This is a genomic window from Agromyces laixinhei (assembly GCF_006337065.1).
GTDB lineage: Bacteria > Actinomycetota > Actinomycetes > Actinomycetales > Microbacteriaceae > Agromyces > Agromyces laixinhei.
This window is the reverse complement of record NZ_CP040872.1, coordinates 2932351-2951569: the sequence shown is the minus strand read 5'-3', so window position 1 is coordinate 2951569 and position 19219 is coordinate 2932351. Positions and strand designations below refer to the sequence as shown.

15 protein-coding genes and 1 rRNA gene are annotated in these 19219 nt (G+C 68.0%); 6 read left to right on the top strand and 10 right to left on the bottom strand.

All coding sequences use genetic code 11. From position 1 onward, the window contains the following. Window positions 1-44: 44 nt before the first annotated feature. Window positions 45-698: an NADPH-dependent F420 reductase gene (locus tag FHG54_RS13995; RefSeq protein WP_139417817.1), complete on the bottom strand. Its 654-nt coding sequence runs from the start codon at window positions 696-698 to the stop codon at window positions 45-47. Window positions 699-860: 162 nt separating this feature from the next. Between FHG54_RS13995 and FHG54_RS13990 the strand changes: the two genes are divergently transcribed. Beyond that, entirely contained in the window at window positions 861-1916 is a 1056-nt protein-coding gene (locus tag FHG54_RS13990) for an LLM class flavin-dependent oxidoreductase (RefSeq protein WP_420837429.1), read from the top strand. Between the two features lie 12 nt (window positions 1917-1928). On the opposite strand, the gene FHG54_RS13985 is transcribed toward FHG54_RS13990, so the two are convergent. The 8 genes from FHG54_RS13985 to FHG54_RS13955 form a co-directional block, all read right to left on the bottom strand. Beyond that, window positions 1929-3170, bottom strand: coding sequence for a cation:proton antiporter (locus FHG54_RS13985; protein ID WP_139417815.1), 1242 nt, complete (start codon window positions 3168-3170; stop codon window positions 1929-1931). Window positions 3171-3180: 10 nt separating this feature from the next. Then, the gene (locus FHG54_RS13980) at window positions 3181-3675 is read right to left on the bottom strand and encodes a cation:proton antiporter regulatory subunit (protein WP_139417814.1); all 495 of its coding nucleotides are present in this window, start codon (window positions 3673-3675) and stop codon (window positions 3181-3183) included. Window positions 3676-3719: 44 nt separating this feature from the next. Next, the gene (locus tag FHG54_RS13975) at window positions 3720-4601 is read right to left on the bottom strand and encodes a metal-dependent hydrolase (protein WP_139417813.1); all 882 of its coding nucleotides are present in this window, start codon (window positions 4599-4601) and stop codon (window positions 3720-3722) included. A gap of 8 nt (window positions 4602-4609) precedes the next feature. Further along, window positions 4610-4786 (bottom strand): hypothetical protein, encoded by a 177-nt coding sequence (locus FHG54_RS16405; protein ID WP_157002035.1) that lies wholly within the window; start codon window positions 4784-4786, stop codon window positions 4610-4612. A 76-nt stretch (window positions 4787-4862) separates the two neighbouring features. Then, window positions 4863-6023, bottom strand: coding sequence for an acyl-CoA dehydrogenase family protein (locus FHG54_RS13970; RefSeq protein WP_139417812.1), 1161 nt, complete (start codon window positions 6021-6023; stop codon window positions 4863-4865). Between the two features lie 9 nt (window positions 6024-6032). After that, entirely contained in the window at window positions 6033-6983 is a 951-nt protein-coding gene (locus FHG54_RS13965) for a DUF4349 domain-containing protein (protein ID WP_139417811.1), read from the bottom strand. Window positions 6984-7099: 116 nt separating this feature from the next. Continuing rightward, a complete protein-coding gene (locus FHG54_RS13960) occupies window positions 7100-7933 on the bottom strand; it encodes an aldo/keto reductase (protein ID WP_233437782.1) in 834 nt (277 codons plus the stop codon). 25 nt (window positions 7934-7958) lie between these two features. Beyond that, a complete protein-coding gene (locus FHG54_RS13955) occupies window positions 7959-9167 on the bottom strand; it encodes an MFS transporter (protein ID WP_139417810.1) in 1209 nt (402 codons plus the stop codon). Between the two features lie 141 nt (window positions 9168-9308). Between FHG54_RS13955 and FHG54_RS13950 the strand changes: the two genes are divergently transcribed. From FHG54_RS13950 to FHG54_RS13940, 3 genes are read left to right on the top strand one after another with little or no spacing between them, the layout of a single operon-like run. Continuing rightward, the gene (locus FHG54_RS13950) at window positions 9309-10202 is read left to right on the top strand and encodes an ABC transporter substrate-binding protein (protein ID WP_139417809.1); all 894 of its coding nucleotides are present in this window, start codon (window positions 9309-9311) and stop codon (window positions 10200-10202) included. Next, complete coding sequence (locus FHG54_RS13945) at window positions 10202-11194, top strand: amino acid ABC transporter permease (protein WP_139417808.1); 993 nt, start codon at window positions 10202-10204, stop codon at window positions 11192-11194. The genes FHG54_RS13950 and FHG54_RS13945 overlap by 1 nt, the downstream gene beginning before the upstream one ends. Window positions 11195-11253: 59 nt before the next feature. Further along, on the top strand, window positions 11254-12006 hold the full coding sequence (locus FHG54_RS13940) for an amino acid ABC transporter ATP-binding protein (RefSeq protein WP_139418473.1): 753 nt from the start codon (window positions 11254-11256) through the stop codon (window positions 12004-12006). A gap of 40 nt (window positions 12007-12046) precedes the next feature. On the opposite strand, the gene hrpA is transcribed toward FHG54_RS13940, so the two are convergent. Continuing rightward, on the bottom strand, window positions 12047-16033 hold the full coding sequence (hrpA, locus tag FHG54_RS13935) for an ATP-dependent RNA helicase HrpA (RefSeq protein ID WP_139417807.1): 3987 nt from the start codon (window positions 16031-16033) through the stop codon (window positions 12047-12049). 155 nt (window positions 16034-16188) lie between these two features. Here hrpA and FHG54_RS13930 point away from each other — a divergent pair, with 155 nt between their 5' ends. Together FHG54_RS13930 and FHG54_RS13925 are read left to right on the top strand one after the other, a co-directional pair. After that, window positions 16189-17007: an aldo/keto reductase gene (locus FHG54_RS13930; protein ID WP_139417806.1), complete on the top strand. Its 819-nt coding sequence runs from the start codon at window positions 16189-16191 to the stop codon at window positions 17005-17007. A gap of 657 nt (window positions 17008-17664) precedes the next feature. Then, window positions 17665-19190 (top strand): 16S ribosomal RNA (locus tag FHG54_RS13925). The last annotated feature ends 29 nt before the right edge of the window (window positions 19191-19219 follow it).

Genomic DNA, 19219 nt, shown 5'->3' with positions numbered 1-19219 from the left:
GCGTAGCGAGCGGATGTCGCGGCTCGCGCCCACCTGGGCCCGTCTCAGGCGGCGAGGTGCACGGCGGGGGTGAGCAGCGCCGCAAGCTCGGCGGCGGAGAGTTCGCGGCCGAAGGCGGGGTGGCCGGGTTCGAGGGCGATGCCGTGGCGGAGCTCGCCGCCGTCGACCGGGTCGAAACCGAGCTCGTCGATGATCTCTGCGACGACGGCCCGGGCGCCGGCGTCGTCGCCGACGACGGCGAGGGCGCGGCGCAGGGGAGACCCCGCCGCCATGCTGTCGTCCTCCATCTCGTGGTAGCCGAGATGGTTGAGCGACTTCACGACGCGGGCGCGCGGGTTGCGCGCTGCATTGAGCTCGCTCGTGGTGCGCGGGTCGTCGTCGACCTCGGCGATGTTGCCGTCGACGGGCGGCCAGTAGTTCATGGCGTCGACCACGATGCGATCGTCGAACGCGTGCCAGGGCACGGTACCGGCCTTGCCGAACGGCACGGCGACGATGATGACGTCGGCGCCGGCCGCGAGCGTCTCGGGGGAGGTGACTTCAGCGCCGGGGGCGACCACGCCGACGAGCAGGTCGAGGGCCGTCTGGCGGGGGGAGCCGGCGATGAGCACTCGGTGGCCGGAGGCGACGAGCAGCCGGGCGAGGGCAGTGCCCACCTTGCCCGCGCCGTAGATTCCGATGACCGGCAGATCCGTCACGTTTCGATTCTCCCATCCGCGGTGCACACCGTTCGATGCATCGTCATGGAGATGAACGCGGCGCCTCCGGTGCACATTCCCGAACGCGGTGCGGCGCGAGTCTCACGGGAATAGTCTCGTTCCGACAGTGGTTTCGGATGATGCATGCAGATGCATGGAATCATGTTGGGCGGTACGAACTTGACTGAGCGGTACGAATTCGGTGTCGACACCTTCGGTGACGTGACGATCGGGCCGGATGGCGTGATGCTGCCGCACGCCCAGGTGCTGCGGAACGTCGTCGAGCAGGCGGTGCTCGCCGACCGCCTCGGACTCGACTTCTTCGGGGTCGGCGAGCATCACCGTGAGGACTTCGCCGTCTCTGCACCCGAAGTGGTGCTCGGCGCGATCGCCGGTCGCACCGAACGGATCCACCTCGGATCGGCGGTCACCGTGCTGAGTTCCGACGAGCCCGTGCGTGTCTTCGAGCGTTTCGCGACGCTCGACGCGCTCTCGGGCGGCCGCGCAGAGGTGATCCTCGGTCGCGGTTCCTTCATCGAGTCCTTCCCGCTCTTCGGCTTCGAACTCGACCAGTACCAGGAGCTCTTCGAGGAGAAGCTCAACCTCTTCTCGGCGCTCCTCCCGCAGGAACCCGTCACGTGGAGCGGCAAGCTTCGCGCGCCGCTCACCGATCAGCGCGTCTTCCCTCCCGTCGAGCGCGGCCCGCTGAAGACCTGGGTCGGCGTCGGCGGCAGCCCCGAGTCCGTCGTGCGTGCCGCTCACTACGGCCTGCCCCTCGTGCTCGCGATCATCGGCGGCAGCCCCGCCCGCTTCGCACCGCTCGCCGACCTCTACCGCCGCGCGCTCGAGCAGTTCGGAAACCCCTCGCAGCCGATTGCGATCCACTCGCCCGGCTTCATCGCCGACACTGACGCCGAAGCACTCGACACGCTCTGGCCGCACTACAAGATCAGCGTCGACCGCATCGGTCGCGAGCGCGGATGGGGCGCGGTCACTCGTGAGCACTTCGAGGGCGAGGCCGGCCCGAACGGCGCCCTGTATGCCGGGGCGCCCGAGCAGGTCGCCGTGAAGATCGCCGGTGCGATGCGAGCGATCGGGGCGAGCCGCTTCGACCTGAAGTACTCCAACGGTGCGCTGCCGCACGAGTCGATGATGCGCAGCATCGAGCTCTACGCCGCCGAGGTCGTGCCTCGCGTGCGGGAACTGCTCGCCGACTGACGCGCACTCCGCTCAGCCAGCGGGTGGCACAGGTGGCACGGGTGGCACAGGTGGCACGGGTGGCACAGGTGCCGTGCCCGATGCCGCCCGCCGCCGGCGGACCGCTGCTCGAAACCACGCGGCGTCGGGCACGCGAGCGAGGAACGTGCCGGCGACGATCGTGATGAGCACGTAGCCGGTCGCGAGCGGGGCGAACTCGGGGGTGACCACGCCGGAGCCCACGGCGAGTCCGGCGATGACGATCGAGAACTCGCCGCGCGGCCCCAGTGTGAGTCCGGCGCGCCACTGACCGAGAGTGCCGACTCCGGCGCGTCTGGCCGCGTAGGCGCCGGTGACGAGCTTGGTGAGGATCGTCACGATGGCGAGGCCCAGCGCCGCCGGCAGCACCGACAGCAGCGCCGACGAGTCCGTCGAGAGCCCGAAGAAGACGAAGAAGATCGCGGCGAACAGGTCGCGGAGCGGAGTGAGCACCTGGCTCGCGTTCGCTGCGACCCGCCCCGACAGGGCGATGCCCACGAGGAACGCGCCGACGGCGGCCGACACGCTCACCTCTGCAGCGAGTCCGGCGACGAGCATCGTGAGGCCGAGCACGCCGAGGAGCAGCGGCTCGAAGTGATCGGCGGGGAAGAGGCGGGAGATGAAGTGTCCGTGCCGCAGGGCGAAATAGAGGATGAGGGCGACGACGCTCACCGCGACCGCGACCGACACAGCGCCCTGCAGGAGGCTCATGCCCACCACGAGCGCTGAGAGCACCGGCAGGTAGAACGCCATCGCGAGATCTTCGATCACGAGCAGGGCGAGGATCGCGGGCGTCTCGCGGTTCGAGAGCCTGCCGAGGTCGCGCAGCAACTTGGCGATGACCCCCGACGACGAGACCCACGTCACGCCGGCGAGGGCGACCGCGGCGACCGGCCCCCAGCCGAGCAGCAACGCGAGAGCCGCACCCGGCAGGGCGTTCAGCGCCGCATCGATGAGGCCGGCCGTTCGTGCCGACCTGAGGCTGCCGAAGAGCTCGGATGCCGTGTACTCGAGCCCGAGCAGTGCGAGCAGCAGGATGACGCCGATCTCGGCGCCGGTCTGGAAGAACTCCTCGCTCGCGTCGAGGGCGATGACCCCGCCCTCGCCGAATGCGAGTCCGACCACGAGATAGAAGGGGATGGGCGAGATGCCGAGCGCGAGTGCGAGGCGACCGAGCAGGCTCATGCCGAGGAGCAGCGCGCCGACTTCGATGAGGAGCAGCGTGGTCTCGTGCATGCGCCCGGCCTCAGTCGGGGCCGTTGGCGAGCAGGCGGGCTACCCCGTCGAGTCCTTCACGGGTTCCGACACCGACGATGACGTCGCCGGCGCGCAGCGTCTCTGCCGGCGTGGGGGAGGGGATGACGGTTCCGTCGCGCACGATCGCCACGATCGAGGCGTGCGTGCGGGTGCGGGCCTTCGTGGCGCCGAGCGTGCGATTCAGGTACGGCGAATCCGTCGGCAGCGCGATCTGCTCGGTGTACAGCCCTGCCGTCTCGTCGCTGAGGCTCGTGAGCCTGCTGAGCATGACGGAGGCGCCCAGCACGTCGGCGAGTGCGGCGGCCTCGTCGTCGTTCAGGGGGATGGAGTCGCGGCAGGCGTCGGGGTCGTCTTCGTCGAAGAGGCCCAGGTCGCGTTCACCGTCACGATGCGACACGACGCTGATGCGCCGGCCGCTCTCGGTGATGAGGTCGTGTCGCATGCCGATTCCCGGCAGGTCGACTTTCTCGATGCGTATTCCCACGTTCGCAATCGTAACCCCGCGCGAGGGTGTCTCGGCAGCCGGGATCAGCGCGGCGATGCGGCGTGCGTGCGCATGGTCAGCACGGGAGTGCCGCAGTCGTCGCCGGCCTCGAACCCGACCTGCACCGCTCCGAGTTCGTCGAGGGAGGCGACGTGGGTTCCGCCGCAGGCGATGCGGGCAGTGGAGCCCGCCAGCTCGGCGACCCAGGAGCGCCGGTCGGTGAGCCCGTCACCGTCGCGTTCGATGCGAACGGTCGCCCCTGCCGCGGCCCAGCCGGCGATCGTGGCGGTCACGGATGCCGCGAGCTCGCCGAGCCCGTCGGCGGCGACCGAGGCCGTGTCGAACCCGGCGCGGCGCAGCGACTTGTTCAGGCGGTACACGTCGACCGAGCCCCCCGGCACGATGCGACTCGATGCGATCGCGATGCCGTCGAAGTCGGGTGCGCCGAGGGCGTCTTCGCGTGCGGGCTTCGACCAGTTGCCGGCGAGCGCCGAGTTCAGGGCGAGCGATGCCGCGTGGCAGGCGGTGTGTCCGATCGAGAGCGCGCGGCGCGCCGAGGCATCCGCTCGCACGGTCACGGCGTCGCCCTCTGCGATCGCGGCGCCGCCCTCGGGCACGAGGTGGGCGACGAGGAAGGTCCAGCCCTCGGTGCCCCTCCGCACCGGGATATCGGCGCCGAGGAGGAACGCCGAGCCGTCGGTCGCCGCGACCACCGCGTCGACGATGGGAACATCGGCGCCGTCGACGACGAGACGCCCCGAGTCAGCCGGTTGATCGGGCCAGGCGGCATCGACCGGGTGGAAACTCGTCGATTCGGTGACGACGGCGATCAGTCCGTCGAGCGCCGGCGCCACGTGCAGCACGACGCTCTCGGCGTCGAGCGCGCCGGCGGGGTACGTGACCCGGGTGTCGCGCGATGGCAGCACACCGCGCCTCAGACGCCGTCGCTGCGGCCGAGCACGTGGAACGGGATCGCGACCGCGAGGGAGACGCTGAGGATGCCGCCGAAGAAGAGCCCCGCCTGGAACGCGGTCGCGTCGGGCGCAGAGCCCATCAGCCAGAGGCCGAACACGAAGAGCCCCATCGAGATGAGGAAAGAGACGACGTTCACAACGACCTCCTGGTTCCGGTGGCAGCGATCCGCGCCGCCCGCCAAGTCTATCGGGCCGGCCGACCCGCGATCGGGCTCACGAGTCGATCGGGCCGAGCCAGGCGTTGGCGACCGTCGAATGGGCCGATTCGTCGTCGGACGGGTGGAAGATGCCCGCCAGCACGTCGCGGTAGAGGCGACCGAGTTCGGAGCCGGCGAAGTACGCCGAGCCGCCGGCCACGCGCACCGCCTGATCGACGACGTGCTTGGCGGTCTCGGTCGCGCGGACCTTGACGCCGACGAGCCGTGCGAACCAGAACGAGCCGTGGTCGACGAGTTCGTCGAGATCGCGCGCGATTGCGAGGAGCTGCGGGGCGATGGCCTCCTGCGCGAGTACGGCATCGGCGATGCGCCAGCGGATGTCGGGATCCTGCGAGAGCGGTCTGCCGTCGTTCTTCATCGACGTGCGTCGGTGCGCTGCCGCGACGGCGAGGTCGAGTGCCCGATCGCCGATGCCCGCGTAGACCGAGGCCAGCAGCAGCTCGAAGTTCGCGAAGATGCCGAAGATCAGGGGATCGGCATTCGGCCCGGGGTCGAGCCGGCGAACGATGCGGTCGGATGCCGCGAAGGCTCCGTCGAGCACGGTCGTGCGACTCTGACTCGCACGCATGCCCATCGTGTCCCAGTCGTCGAGAATGCGCACGTCGGGGTCGTCCCGGTCGATGAAGCCGTAGACGAGCTTCGGCCCGTCGCCCGAGGCGGTGTCGAGGCCCATCGTTCCGAGCCGGGTCCACGCCGGCGACAGGGAGGTGAAGATCTTGCGACCGGTGTAGCGATAGCCGCCGCCGGATTGGGGCTCGGCGACCGTTCGGGAGCCGAAGAGCATGAGGTCGTTGCCCGCCTCGCTGATGCCGAAGCCGAAGATCTCGCCTTCGCCCGCTTCGCGGAGCACGAACTCGAGCGAGTCGTCGCCGCGCTCGCGCAGCACCTTGGCGACTCCCGTCCAGACGAGGTGCATGTTGACCGAGAGCGCCGTGGCCGGCGCGGCGCCCGCGAGCCGCATCTGGCCGCGTACGGCGTCGGCGAAGCTCCAGCCGAGACCGCCGAGTTCGACGGGAACGAGTGCCTTCAGGTAACCGGCCTCGCGGAGCTCCACGAGGTCGTCGTCGAAGAAGGCGTTGTCGCGGTCGTAGCCGGCGGCGCGCTCGCGGATGCGGTCGAGCAGTTCGTCGGTCAGGAGGGTCTCAGGCGTCGTCACGCCGCCAGACTACGCCTCGGGCGCGTCGTGCGACGGGGTCGATGCGGGTGGGGTCGGTACCGGCGCCGGCGACGCAGGCGGTGCGACGGATGCCGCGGCATCCGCTCGGGCGGCACGTCGGCGTCTCGACGACACCATGACGATCGCGACGACGATCGCGGCGATGACGGCCGCCGCGAGGAGCCACGGCAGCAGCACGCCGATCGCGACGCCGAGCCACGCTCCGAAGACGAGGAGCGCACCCCAACCGGCGGCGAGGCCGCTCCAGAAGTCCCCGGGTACTGCGGCGGGTGACTGGGCCGCCGTGACCAGGTCGACGCTGAGGGTCGAGTAATCGACCTGGTCGACGAGGAAGTCGCGCTGCTGGGTCAGACTGTCGAGCTCGGCCTGCCGGGTCGTGAGCTCGGACTCGATCGCGATGAGGTCGGTGATCGACGTCGCCGTGGCGAGGAGTTCCCGGAGCCGGTCGACGGAGGCGGTCAGCGCCTCGATGCGGGCGTCAAGGTCCTGGCGCTGCGCCGTCACGTCGGAGGCCTCCATCGACACCGAGTTGACGTCGCCGAGCTCACGAAGGTCGGCGACGACGGCGTCGAGCTCATCGGCCGGCACACGCAGCACGAGCTGAGCGCTCGGCGTCTGCGTGTCGGTGCCGGGCGTCTCGCTGCGGCTGTCGACGCGCCCGCCCGACTGCTCGGCGATGTCGGCCGCCTCTTCAGCGGATGCGATCGGGTCGTCGACGGTGACGGAGATCCGGCCCGTCGTGATGACGCTGCGTTCGGACTTCACAGCGTCGCCCGCGGCTTCTCCGCCGTCGAGCGACTGCGACGAGTCCGGCGCGCCCTCCCGGGGCATGGAGCCGGGCTCGATCGATGCGGAGTCCTGCCCGGCCGAGCACCCGGCGAGGAGGAGTGCGGTGAGTGCGGCCGCCGCGGCCGCCGTCGGTGCGAGTCGTCGTCTCATGGCCACACGGTATTGCACGGCCGGAACCCGATGTCTGGAACCCGGCTGGGAGTCAGATCACGATCCGGTTTCGCTCGCGCGACCACGGGTTCAAAAGCACGGCAGGCGTGTCGACGTCAGTCGTCGTCGGGATCGCGGCCGGTGCGCTCGCCGGTCTCGAGCGAGGCGATCGCCGCGAGGTCGTCTGCGTCGAGCTCGAAACCGAAGACGTCGAGGTTCTCGCGGATGCGCGAGGGTGAGGAGGCCTTCGGAATCACGACGTTGCCGAGCTGCACGTGCCAGCGCAGCACGATCTGCGCCGGGGTGCGGCCGTGTTTCGCGGCGAGTTCGTCGAGGAGGGGCGTGCCGAGCACGCGGCCCCGGGCGAGCGGCGACCACGCCTCGGTGCGGATGCCGCGGGCAGCGTGGAACGCGCGCAGCGCCGTCTGCGGGAGCCGGGGATGCAGCTCGATCTGGTTGATCACCGGGGCTTCGCCGGTCTCGTCGACGAGGCGCTCGATGTGGTGAGCGTGGAAGTTTGAGACGCCGATCGAACGCACGCGACCCTCGTCGCGCAGTCTGATGAGCGCGCGCCACGTGTCGACGTATCGGTCGGTGGAAGGCACCGGCCAGTGGATGAGGAAGAGATCGAGCACGTCGAGGCCGAAGCGCGCCATCGAGTCGTCGAAGGCCCGGAGCGCCTGGTCGTAGCCGTTGTCGTCCTTCCACACCTTGCTCGTCACGAAGAGCTCGTCGCGTGGCAGGCCCGAGGCGCGAACCGCCTCGCCGACCTCGCGTTCGTTGTCGTAGAAGGCGGCGGTGTCGAGGTGCCGGTAACCCGCGTCGATCGCGTCGAGGCAGAGGCCGGTGGCATCCGTCGCCGGCACCTTGTAGAGGCCGTAACCGAGCTGGGGCATGGCCGAGCCGTCGGCAAGCGTCACCTGCGGTGCGGGTGGGATCGGTCGTGGCATCTCTCTGTCGCTCTCCGTCTCTCTGTCAGCTCGGCTGCATGGGCACGGGCTCGGTGTCGGGGATCGGGCTCGCGTCGCGTCCCCGCAGATCAGGATGCCAGCGTCGCCCGATCACCGGCACGATCAAGCCGAGGAAGGCGAGCGCGGTCGCCGCCCAGAAGGCGCCCTGCGGACCGCTGGAGTCGATGAGGAATCCCGCGAGCGCGGAACCGAGGGCTGCGCCGATGAGCTGGCCGGTTCCGACCCATCCGTAGGCCTCTGCGGTGTCCGAGAACTTCACGCTCGCGGAGACGATCGCGAAGAGCACTGCGAGCGCAGGAGCGATGCCGAGGCCCGCGATGAAGAGCGTGATCGAGAGCCACCAGAAGTCCATGAGCCCTGCAGCGAGCGCGGTGCCGGCGAACACGATGAACATGCGACGGGCCGTCGACCACGGGCCGATCGGAACATGGCCGAGGAAGAGGCCGCCCGCGAGGGAGCCGCCCGCGAAGATCGCGAGCACGATGCCCGCTTCGGCGCCGCCGTGGCCGAACACGGCGACGACCCCCGCCTCGATCGCCGCGGTGGCACCGATCAGCAGGAAGCCGACGATCGTCGCGAGCAGCACGGCCGGTCGAGCGAGCACGACGCCGAAGCGTCGCTTGGAGCGGGGGATCCTCACCCGGCCGAGCTCGGGTGAGGAGATGAACCAGACACCGCCCGCGACCATGAGCGCGGCTGCGAGGAGGATCGCCCAGACGGTGCCGATCTGCGTTGCGACGAATGTCGTGACCACGGGCCCGACGACCCAGATGATCTCCTGCGCCGAAGCATCGAGCGAGAAGAGGGGAGTGAGCTGGCGGGAGTTGACCATCTTCGGATAGATCGTGCGCACCGCCGGCTGCACGGGCGGGTTCGCGAGACCGGCGACCAGCCCGACCGTCATGTAGAGCGGCACCGTGAGCGGCAGCAGGGCGATCGCCACGACCGCCGTCACGCAGACCGCCAGGGTCGCGATGAGCACGGGACGCATGCCGAGCCGGCCCATCAACCGGCTCGTGAGCGGCCCGGCGACGGCCTGACCGATCGAGGTGGACGCCAGCACGAGCCCGGCGGCACCGTACGAGCCCGTCTGCTGCTCGACGTGCAGAAGGAATGCGAGTGAGAGCATGCCCGACGGGAACCGCGCGGTCAGCTGGGCGGCGATGATGCGTGCGACGCCCGAGGTTCTGAGCAGATCGGTGTAGCTTCCCACGGTCGTTCACTCTATCGAGGGCCGAATCGTGATATCGCCGCCGGATGCCGCCTGCCGGAGTGGAATATGCTCGGTCTGTAGCGGCGACGTGGCCGAATCCTCTTCGTCGTCGATCATCACCGCAACGACAGAGGTCATCACATGCACACCCGACGCCTGCTCATCCCCGCCGTGGCCGCCGCCGCGGTCCTCCTCTTCACCGGCTGTGTCGACAACACGACCGGCGGCGACGAACCGCCGGCCGATGACTCGGCCTCCGCCATCGAGGTCGACGAGGCCGCTGCCGCCCTGCTGCCGGCCGAGATCGCCGATGCCGGCGTGCTCCGCGTCGGCACCGATGCCGCGTATCCGCCGAACGAGTACAAAGACGACGCCGGCAACCCGATCGGGTGGGACGTCGACCTCGTCGAGGCGCTCGGCGACAAGCTCGGCCTCGAGATCGAGTACGAGATCGCGAGCTTCGACAAGATCATCCCGTCGATCACCGGCGGCACCATGGACATGGGCATGTCGAGCTTCACCGACAACGCCGAGCGCCAGAAGCAGGTCGACTTCGTCGACTACTACAGCGCCGGCATCCTGTGGGCAGCTCCGGCGGGCGCAACCGTCGACCCCGACGACGCCTGCGGTCTGAAGGTCGCCGTGCAGGCCACGACCTACGAGCACACCGATGAACTCCCCGCGAAGAGCCAGGCGTGCACCGACGCCGGAAAGCCGGCGATCGAGATCACGCCGTTCGACACGCAGGATGCAGCGGCGAATGCCGTGGTGCTCGGCCAGGCCGACGCCATGAGCGCCGACTCGCCGGTCACCGGCTACGCGATCGCGCAGACCGACGGAAAGCTCGAGGCGGCCGGTGAGGTGTTCGACTCTGCACCGTACGGCTTCCCGGTCGCGAAGGGCTCCGAGCTCTCCGCAGCGATCCAGGCCGCGATGCAGTCGCTCATCGACGACGGCACCTACGGTGACATCCTCGCCGAGTGGGGTGTCGAGTCGGGCGCCGTCGACACGATCGAGATCAACGCGGGCACCTGATGAACGACTCGTCGTCCGGCCGGGCAGCGTCGCCCGCGCCGGCGAGCGCCGCCGCCGGCCAGGTTCCCACGAAGATCGTGCGGGTGAAGCATCCGTGGCGCGTCGCATTCGCCGTCGTACTGCTCGCCATCGTCGCCGTCGTCGTCATCGACGCTGCCCAGCGCGCGGCGTTCGACTGGCCGACCGTCGGCAAGTACGTCTTCGACCAGCGCGTCTCGCAAGCGGCCGGGTACACGCTGCTGCTCACGGTGCTCGCCATGGTCATCGGCGTCGTGCTGGGTGTCATCCTCGCGGTGATGCGCCAATCGGAGAACCCCGTGCTGAAGGCGATCGCATGGGTCTGGCTGTGGGTCTTCCGCGGCACCCCGGTCTACGTGCAGCTCGTGTTCTGGGGCCTGCTCTCGACGATCTACACCTCGATCGACCTCGGTGTGCCGTTCATGGAGCCGTGGATCTCGTTCCCGACGACGGCGCTGCTGAACACCTTCTGGCTGGCCGTCATCGGCCTCGCGCTCAACGAGTCGGCCTATATGGCCGAGATCGTGCGTGCCGGCCTCCTGTCGGTCGATCACGGCCAGAGCGAAGCGGCGACCGCGCTCGGCATGGGCTGGGGCAAGTCGATGCGCCGCATCGTGCTGCCGCAGGCGATGCGCGTGATCATCCCGCCGACCGGCAACGAGGTCATCTCGATGCTGAAGACGACCTCGCTCGTCACCGCGGTACCGTTCACGCTCGAGCTGTACACGCGCACACGCGACATCTCGGCCGCGATCTTCGCACCCGTGCCGCTCCTGATCGTCGCGTCGATCTGGTATCTCGCGATCACCTCGATCCTGATGGTCGGGCAGTACTTCCTCGAGAAGCGCTTCGCGCGCGGGGTCGGTGCACGCCCAGACAACGGACCGGGTCCGGTCACCGGCGCGATGAATGCGGTCGACGCAGAGATCGCCGAAGCGGCGATCGCCGCCAAGCACGGAGGAGACGCTCGATGAGCGAACAGACTGCGGCATCGACGGCCGCGGGCGAGCCCGAAACGGCGTCCCATCCGCCGATGGTGCTCGCCGAACACGTCTCGAAGAGCTTCGGTTCCAACGAGGTGCTGAAAGACATCTCCCTCGAAGTGCGGCGCGGCCAGGTGCTCTGCCTTGTGGGCCCTTCGGGCTCGGGCAAGTCGACGTTCCTGCGCTGCATCAACCACCTCGAGCGGGTCTCCAGCGGGCGCCTCTCGGTCGACGGTTCCCTCGTCGGCTACCGCGAAGTCGGTGATCGACTGCACGAGTTGCATCAGAAGGATGCCGCGAAGCAGCGTCGCGACATCGGCATGGTGTTCCAGCGCTTCAACCTGTTCCCGCACATGACCGCACTCGAGAACGTCATGGAGGCACCCGTCCAGGTCAAGGGTGTGTCGAAGTCGAAGGCCAGGGATCGCGCCCATGAGCTGCTCGCCCGAGTCGGCCTCGCCGAGCGCGCCGACTACTACCCCGCACATCTCTCGGGCGGGCAGCAGCAGCGCGTGGCCATCGCGCGGGCACTCGCGATGGATCCGAAGCTCATGCTCTTCGACGAGCCCACCTCGGCGCTCGACCCAGAACTCGTCGGCGAGGTGCTCGACGTCATGAAGGAACTCGCGAAGACCGGCATGACCATGATCGTCGTCACGCACGAGATGGGCTTCGCCCGTGAAGTCGCCGACACGCTCGTGTTCATGGACGGCGGTGTCGTCGTCGAGACCGGCGACCCGCGGGAGGTGCTCGCGAACCCGCAGCACGCGCGCACGCAGGCGTTCCTCTCGAAGGTGCTGTAAGCCGCGAGGACGACGGCGCGGACGGCCCGGCCCGGCCCGCTCAGGCGAGGAGCTTCGTGATGCGCTGGAGCGACACGCTCTCGGCCGCTCGCAGCTCCTGCGCGAAGAGGCTGATGCGCAGCTCCTCGATGAGCCAGCGCGCGCGCACGACGTTCGCCGGTGCATCCGGCGCCGGCGGAATCGTGCCGCCCGCGTCGGCGAACCGTGCGAGCGCGGTCTGCACCTCGTTCATCCACACCCGGTCGCGACCCGGGTTGCCCGCGAGCTTGCCGACGCGCATGGTGACGCCTTCGAGGTAGCGCGGCACGTGCCGCAGCCGCTCGAGCCCCGTCCGCGAGACGAAACCGGGAAAGACGAGCCCTGCGAGCTGCTCCTTGGCATCGCTCAGGGCCGGCAGCAGCGCCATGCTCGTCGCCGACTTCACGGTCTTCTCGGCGGTGCGGAGCGCGGTGAGGGTGCTGGCGACGAGGCCGACGGTCTCGAACATGGTGTCCATGACCACACCCGAGACGCGATCGCGCACGGTGTCGAACTCGAGCTTCGTGAAGAGCATGCCGTCATCCTTCACGCGGTACAGCACGTCGTTGATGCACGCGACGAGGCAGTCGGAGAAGAGCGCGGTCGTCGCCGGGTACGGGCTCGTCGCGAGGATGAGCTTCTCGTTGCCCGTGAGGTGCTGCTGCACGTAGTTGACGGGTGACGGCGTCGCGAGCATGAGCAGACGACGGATGCCGCCGGGCATGGCCCGCGCCTGCTCCTCGGGGGTCGCGAGCAGCCTGATGCTCACCGAGGGCCCGTCGTCGATGAGCGCCGGGTAGGCGCGCACCCGGTTGCCGCCGACGGTCGTGTCGACGAAGCGGGGCAGTTCGGCGAAGTCCCAGCTCGTGAGGCCGCTGCGCTCGATGCCGGAGCGCGCCGATTCGCCGGCGGCCGCGACCGAGCCGGGGGTGATCGCGCCGGCACTGTCGACGGGCCGCGGGCCGCGTCGCCCGCGCTCGCCTCGCGCCGGCCCCGCGAAGGTGTCGGCCACGGCATCTCGGGCCCGGTCGGCGAGCTGCGCCTGGAGCCCCCGGAGGTCCTTGCCGACGGCGAGCTGCTTCCCCCGCCCATCGACGACGCGGAACGACATCACCAGATGGGCCGGCACGCGGTCCATCGCGAAGTCGGCGCCCGTCACGGGCGTGTGCGTGAGACGTGTGATCACGGCGGCGACCTCGCCTGCGAACGACAGCCCCGCCGGGGCATCCGCTTCGCCGAGTTCGGCGACGATCTTCGCGGCCCAGTCGGCCGCGGGCACGACGTTGCGGCGGATCACCTTCGGCAGCGCCTTGATCATGGCAGTGACCAGTTCGGTGCGGAGACCCGGCACCTGCCGGTCGAAGCCCTCTCGGCGGAGCCGCGCGAGCAGCACGAGCGGCAGCTGCACGGTGACGCCGTCGTCGGATGCCCCGGGCTCGAAGCGGTAGTGCAGCGCGAACGTCTGGTCGTCCTGTCGCCAACTCGGCGGGAACGCGTCTTCGTCGATCGCGGGCGCGGCTTCGGGGGCGAGCGCTTCGGCCGTCATCGTCAGCAGCTCGGGCGAGTCCTGTTTCGCTTGGCGCCACCAGGTCTCGAAGAGCCGGGTCGAGGTGACGTCGGCGGGGATGCGCGCGTCGTAGAACTCCAAGACGGCCTCGTCGTCGAAGAGGATGTCGCGTCGGCGGCTGCGCTCCTCGACGGCCTCGAGCTCGGCGCGGAGCTTGCGATTCTGCCGATCGAAATCGAAGAGCCGGTCGCGGCGGATGTCGCTCGGCCAGTCGCCCTCGACGAGCGCGTGCCGGAGGAAGAGTTCGCGGGCGTACGGCTGATCGATACGGGCGAGCTGGATGCGCCGGCGTGCGACGATCGGCACACCGTAGAGCGTCACCTTCTCGTACGCGACGGCGGCTCCCTGGCGTTTCTCCCAGTGCGGCTCGCTGTGGCTGCGCTTGACGAGCGAGCCCGCGAGCGGCTCGGCCCAGGCCGGATCGATCGCCGCGTTCATGCGCGCGAAGAGCCGGCTCGTCTCGACGAGCTCGGCACTCATGATCGCGTCGGGCTGCTTCTTCGCAAGCGCAGAGCCGGGGAAGATCAGGAAGCGCGACTGCCGGGCACCGAGGTACTCGCCCTTGGGCTTTCGACCGCCGGATGCCGCGGGCCCGCGGGTGCCCGACCGGGTCGAGCTCGCAGGGGAGTCCTTCAGGCCGATGTGGCTGAGCAGGCCCGCCAGCAGCGACTTGTGGATGAGGTCGACACCCTTCCCCGGGCCCGCCGAAGGGCTGTCGTCGATCACGAGCCCGAGCGGCCGACTCATCTGTCGCAACTGCCGGTAGACGTCGTTCCACTCGCGCACGCGCAGGTAGTTCAGGAACTCGTTCTTGCACATGCGCCGGAACGCGCTCGAACCGAGCTCGCGCTGCTGCGTCTCGAGATGGTTCCAGAGGTTCAGGAGGGTGATGAAGTCGCTCGTCGGATCGGCGAAGCGGGCGTGCTGCTCGTCGGCCTGCTGGCGTCGCTCGAGCGGACGCTCCCGCGGATCCTGGATCGTGAGGCCGGCGACGATCGCGAGCACCTCGCGGCTCACCCCGTGCTGCTTCGACTCCACGACCATTCGGCCGAATCGGGGCTCGATCGGCAGTTTCGCGAGCGCCCGCCCGACCTTCGTCAGTCGCGGCCCGTTGCCGGAACCTGCCGCGTCGACGGCCCCGAGCTCGCGCAGGAGCTCGACGCCGTCTTTCACACCGCGGGCGTCGGGCGGCGTCAGGAACGGGAAGGCCTCGATATCGCCGAGGCCGAGCGAGATCATCTGCAGGATGACCGCCGCGAGATTCGTGCGAAGCACTTCGGGCTCGGTGAACTCCGCGCGATTCGCGAAGTCCTCTTCGGAGTACAGGCGGATCGCGATGCCGTCGCTCGTGCGGCCCGACCGGCCAGAGCGCTGGTTCGCCGAGGCCTGCGAGATCGCCTCGATCGGCAACCGCTGCACCTTCGAGCGCACGGAGTAGCGGCTGATTCGCGCGGTTCCCGCATCGATCACGTACTTGATGCCCGGCACCGTGAGGCTCGTCTCGGCGACGTTCGTCGCGAGTACCACCCGGCGCCTGACCCCGGCGACGGTCGAGGGCTGGAACACGCGGTGCTGGTCGGCCGCCGAGAGACGGCCGTAGAGCGGCAGCACCTCGGTGACGGATGCCCCGCGTCCCGAGTAGTGCCCGCGCACGGCCTCTTCGGCGTCGCGGATCTCGTTCTCGCCGGAGAGGAAGACCAGTACGTCGCCGCGAGACTCCCGGTCGAGCTCGTCGAGCGCCTCGATGATGCCCTGCAGGTAGTCCTTGTCGTCGGCCGCGGTCCGGCCGCCGTGTGCGGGGCCGGCGGCCTCGTCGGGGTCGTCGCTCGCCGCGTCCTCGGCCACGAGCGGGCGATAGCGGATCTCGACGGGGAACGTGCGGCCCGACACCTCGATGATCGGGGCCGGTTCGCCGGATGCATCCGCGAAGTGCCTGGCGAAGCTCTCGGGGTCGATCGTCGCGCTCGTGACGATGACTTTCAGGTCGGGGCGCTTCGGCAGCAACTGCTTGAGGTAGCCGAGCAGGAAGTCGATGTTGAGGCTGCGCTCGTGCGCCTCGTCGATGATGATCGTGTCGTACCGGCGCAGCATCCGGTCGTGGTGCATCTCGTTCAGCAGGATGCCGTCGGTCATCAGCTTGATGCGGGTCGATGCGGTCGCCTTGTCGGTGAACCGCACCTGGTAGCCGACGGCCCCGCCGACCTCTTCGCCGAGTTCCTCGGCGATGCGCTCGGCGATCGTGCGGGCGGCGAGCCGCCGCGGCTGCGTGTGGCCGATCGACTCGCGGCCGAGTTCGAGGCAGATCTTCGGCAGCTGCGTGGTCTTGCCGGAGCCGGTCGCGCCGGCGACGATGACGACCTGGTTCTCACGGATGGCGCGCGCGATCTCTTCGCGCTGCCGGGAGACCGGCAGCTCGGCGGGGTAGGTGATCGCAGCAAGCACAGCCCTCCATCGTATGCGGCGTGAACGGTGTCGTGGGAGAACTGCCTCATGTCGACCGAGGTCGAGACGCCGGTGGGCCCGTCACGTCGCGCTCCGCCTGATTCGCGGGCAGCGAACCGCCATGTCGACCGCGTGCACTCGTGGTGGGATGGAACATGGCTTCCGTTCCCCGCATCCAGCTCAACGACGGGCACTCGATTCCGCAACTCGGTTTCGGCGTCTTCAAGGTCGATCCCGACGAAACGACGCGCATCGTCAGCGACGCGCTCGAGGTCGGCTATCGCCACATCGACACCGCCCGCATCTACGGCAACGAGGCGGGCGTCGGCGCCGCGATCGCCGAATCAGGTCTCCAGCGTGAAGAGCTCTTCATCACGACGAAGCTCTGGAACGACGACCACGGCAGGGCGCTCGATGCATTCGATGCGAGCCTCGAACGGTTGGGTCTCGACTACGCCGACCTCTACCTGATCCACTGGCCGTCGCCGAAGGACGACCGGTACGTCGAGGCCTGGCGGTCGCTCGAACAACTGCGCGAGAGCGGTCGCGCGCGCTCGATCGGCGTCTCGAACTTCCTCGTGGGCCATCTCGAGCGGCTGCTCACCGAGACCGACGTCGTGCCGGCCGTCGACCAGATCGAGCTGCACCCTGCTCACCAGCAGCCGGCCACCACGGCGTTCGCCGAGGAGCACGGCATCGCGATCGAGGCGTGGGGCCCGCTGGGTCAGGGCAAGTACCCGCTCTTCGAGCTGCCCGAGGTCGCCGGCGCCGCCGCGACGCACGGCAAGAGCCCCGCCCAGGTCGTGATCCGTTGGCACCTGCAGCGCGGCCACATCATCTTTCCGAAGTCGAACCGTCGCGCGCGCATGGCCGAGAACTTCGATGTCTTCGACTTCGAGTTGAGCGAGGCCGAGATGGGCGCGATCACGGCACTCGAGCGTGAGGGCCGGGTGGGTTCGCACCCCGACGACTGACCGCGATGAGTCGCCTGGCCGCACTGGATCCGGCGCTGGCACCGGCCGTCGTCTCAGCGCTGACGGAGGCCGCAGGTCTGCGCGTTTCGGCGCGACACGCCCGGGATGCGAGCTGGATTTGGCAGGGGTGCCGGGGCCGCGTAGATTCTTACTCATCGCCACGGCGGTGCGGGAAGAAACCGAGAGATCGGGCTTCTGCGCCGAGACGGCGAGATTCTTAGCCAAATAGCCTCGAAGTCGCATTGCGACTCGGTGATTTCAAGCCTAAGATGAAAACCCCACTTCGGAACGAAGATGATCTTCGGATCAGGTTCGTGTTGTGTGAATCAACTGCGGTTCAAGCCAAGTGATCTTCAGATCACTGTGCTGGAACGCGGTTCACCGTGCCGAACGACATCGAGTGATCGAGTCCGGCAGGCGAAGTGGTACAGTAGACAGGTTGCCCTGAGGGCAGGTCGTGAGGCCGAAACTCGGGTGCGTCCGTTTCTTGAGAACTCAACAGCGTGCACTATGTTCAATGCCAATTTTTGAACCCTGTCCCTGCCGTTTTGGTGGGGTGGGATTCCTTTGATTGATGGACAATTTGATTTTGGATAGTCAGTTGTTTCTCTGTCAGTGAACGAACTCCCTGATGCCTTTGGGTGTTGGGAACCATTTTTTTTGGAGAGTTTGATCCTGGCTCAGGACGAACGCTGGCGGCGTGCTTAACACATGCAAGTCGAACGATGATCTCCAGCTTGCTGGGGGGATTAGTGGCGAACGGGTGAGTAACACGTGAGTAACCTGCCCTGGACTCTGGGATAAGCGTTGGAAACGACGTCTAATACCGGATAGGACCTTGCACCGCATGGTGTGGGGTGGAAAGTTTTTCGGTTTGGGATGGACTCGCGGCCTATCAGCTTGTTGGTGAGGTAATGGCTCACCAAGGCGTCGACGGGTAGCCGGCCTGAGAGGGTGACCGGCCACACTGGGACTGAGACACGGCCCAGACTCCTACGGGAGGCAGCAGTGGGGAATATTGCACAATGGGCGCAAGCCTGATGCAGCAACGCCGCGTGCGGGATGACGGCCTTCGGGTTGTAAACCGCTTTTAGTAAGGAAGAAGGGCCTTCGGGCTTGACGGTACTTGCAGAAAAAGGACCGGCTAACTACGTGCCAGCAGCCGCGGTAATACGTAGGGTCCGAGCGTTGTCCGGAATTATTGGGCGTAAAGAGCTCGTAGGCGGTTTGTCGCGTCTGCTGTGAAATCCCGAGGCTCAACCTCGGGCCTGCAGTGGGTACGGGCAGACTGGAGTGCGGTAGGGGAGAATGGAATTCCTGGTGTAGCGGTGGAATGCGCAGATATCAGGAGGAACACCGATGGCGAAGGCAGTTCTCTGGGCCGTAACTGACGCTGAGGAGCGAAAGCATGGGGAGCGAACAGGATTAGATACCCTGGTAGTCCATGCCGTAAACGTTGGGCGCTAGATGTGGGGACCTTTCCACGGTTTCCGTGTCGTAGCTAACGCATTAAGCGCCCCGCCTGGGGAGTACGGCCGCAAGGCTAAAACTCAAAGGAATTGACGGGGGCCCGCACAAGCGGCGGAGCATGCGGATTAATTGATGCAACGCGAAGAACCTTACCAAGGCTTGACATGACCGAGAACGCCGCAGAAATGTGGAACTCTTTGGACACTCGGTTACAGGTGGTGCATGGTTGTCGTCAGCTCGTGTCGTGAGATGTTGGGTTAAGTCCCGCAACGAGCGCAACCCTCGTCGTATGTTGCCAGCACGTCATGGTGGGAACTCATATGAGACTGCCGGGGTCAACTCGGAGGAAGGTGGGGATGACGTCAAATCATCATGCCCCTTATGTCTTGGGCTTCACGCATGCTACAATGGCCGGTACAAAGGGCTGCGATGTCGTAAGGCGGAGCGAATCCCAAAAAGCCGGTCTCAGTTCGGATTGAGGTCTGCAACTCGACCTCATGAAGTCGGAGTCGCTAGTAATCGCAGATCAGCAACGCTGCGGTGAATACGTTCCCGGGCCTTGTACACACCGCCCGTCAAGTCATGAAAGTCGGTAACACCCGAAGCCGGTGGCCTAACCCTTGTGGAGGGAGCCGTCGAAGGTGGGATCGGTGATTAGGACTAAGTCGTAACAAGGTAGCCGTACCGGAAGGTGCGGCTGGATCACCTCCTTTCTAAGGAGCACTGGCCACTTTTGGTGGTC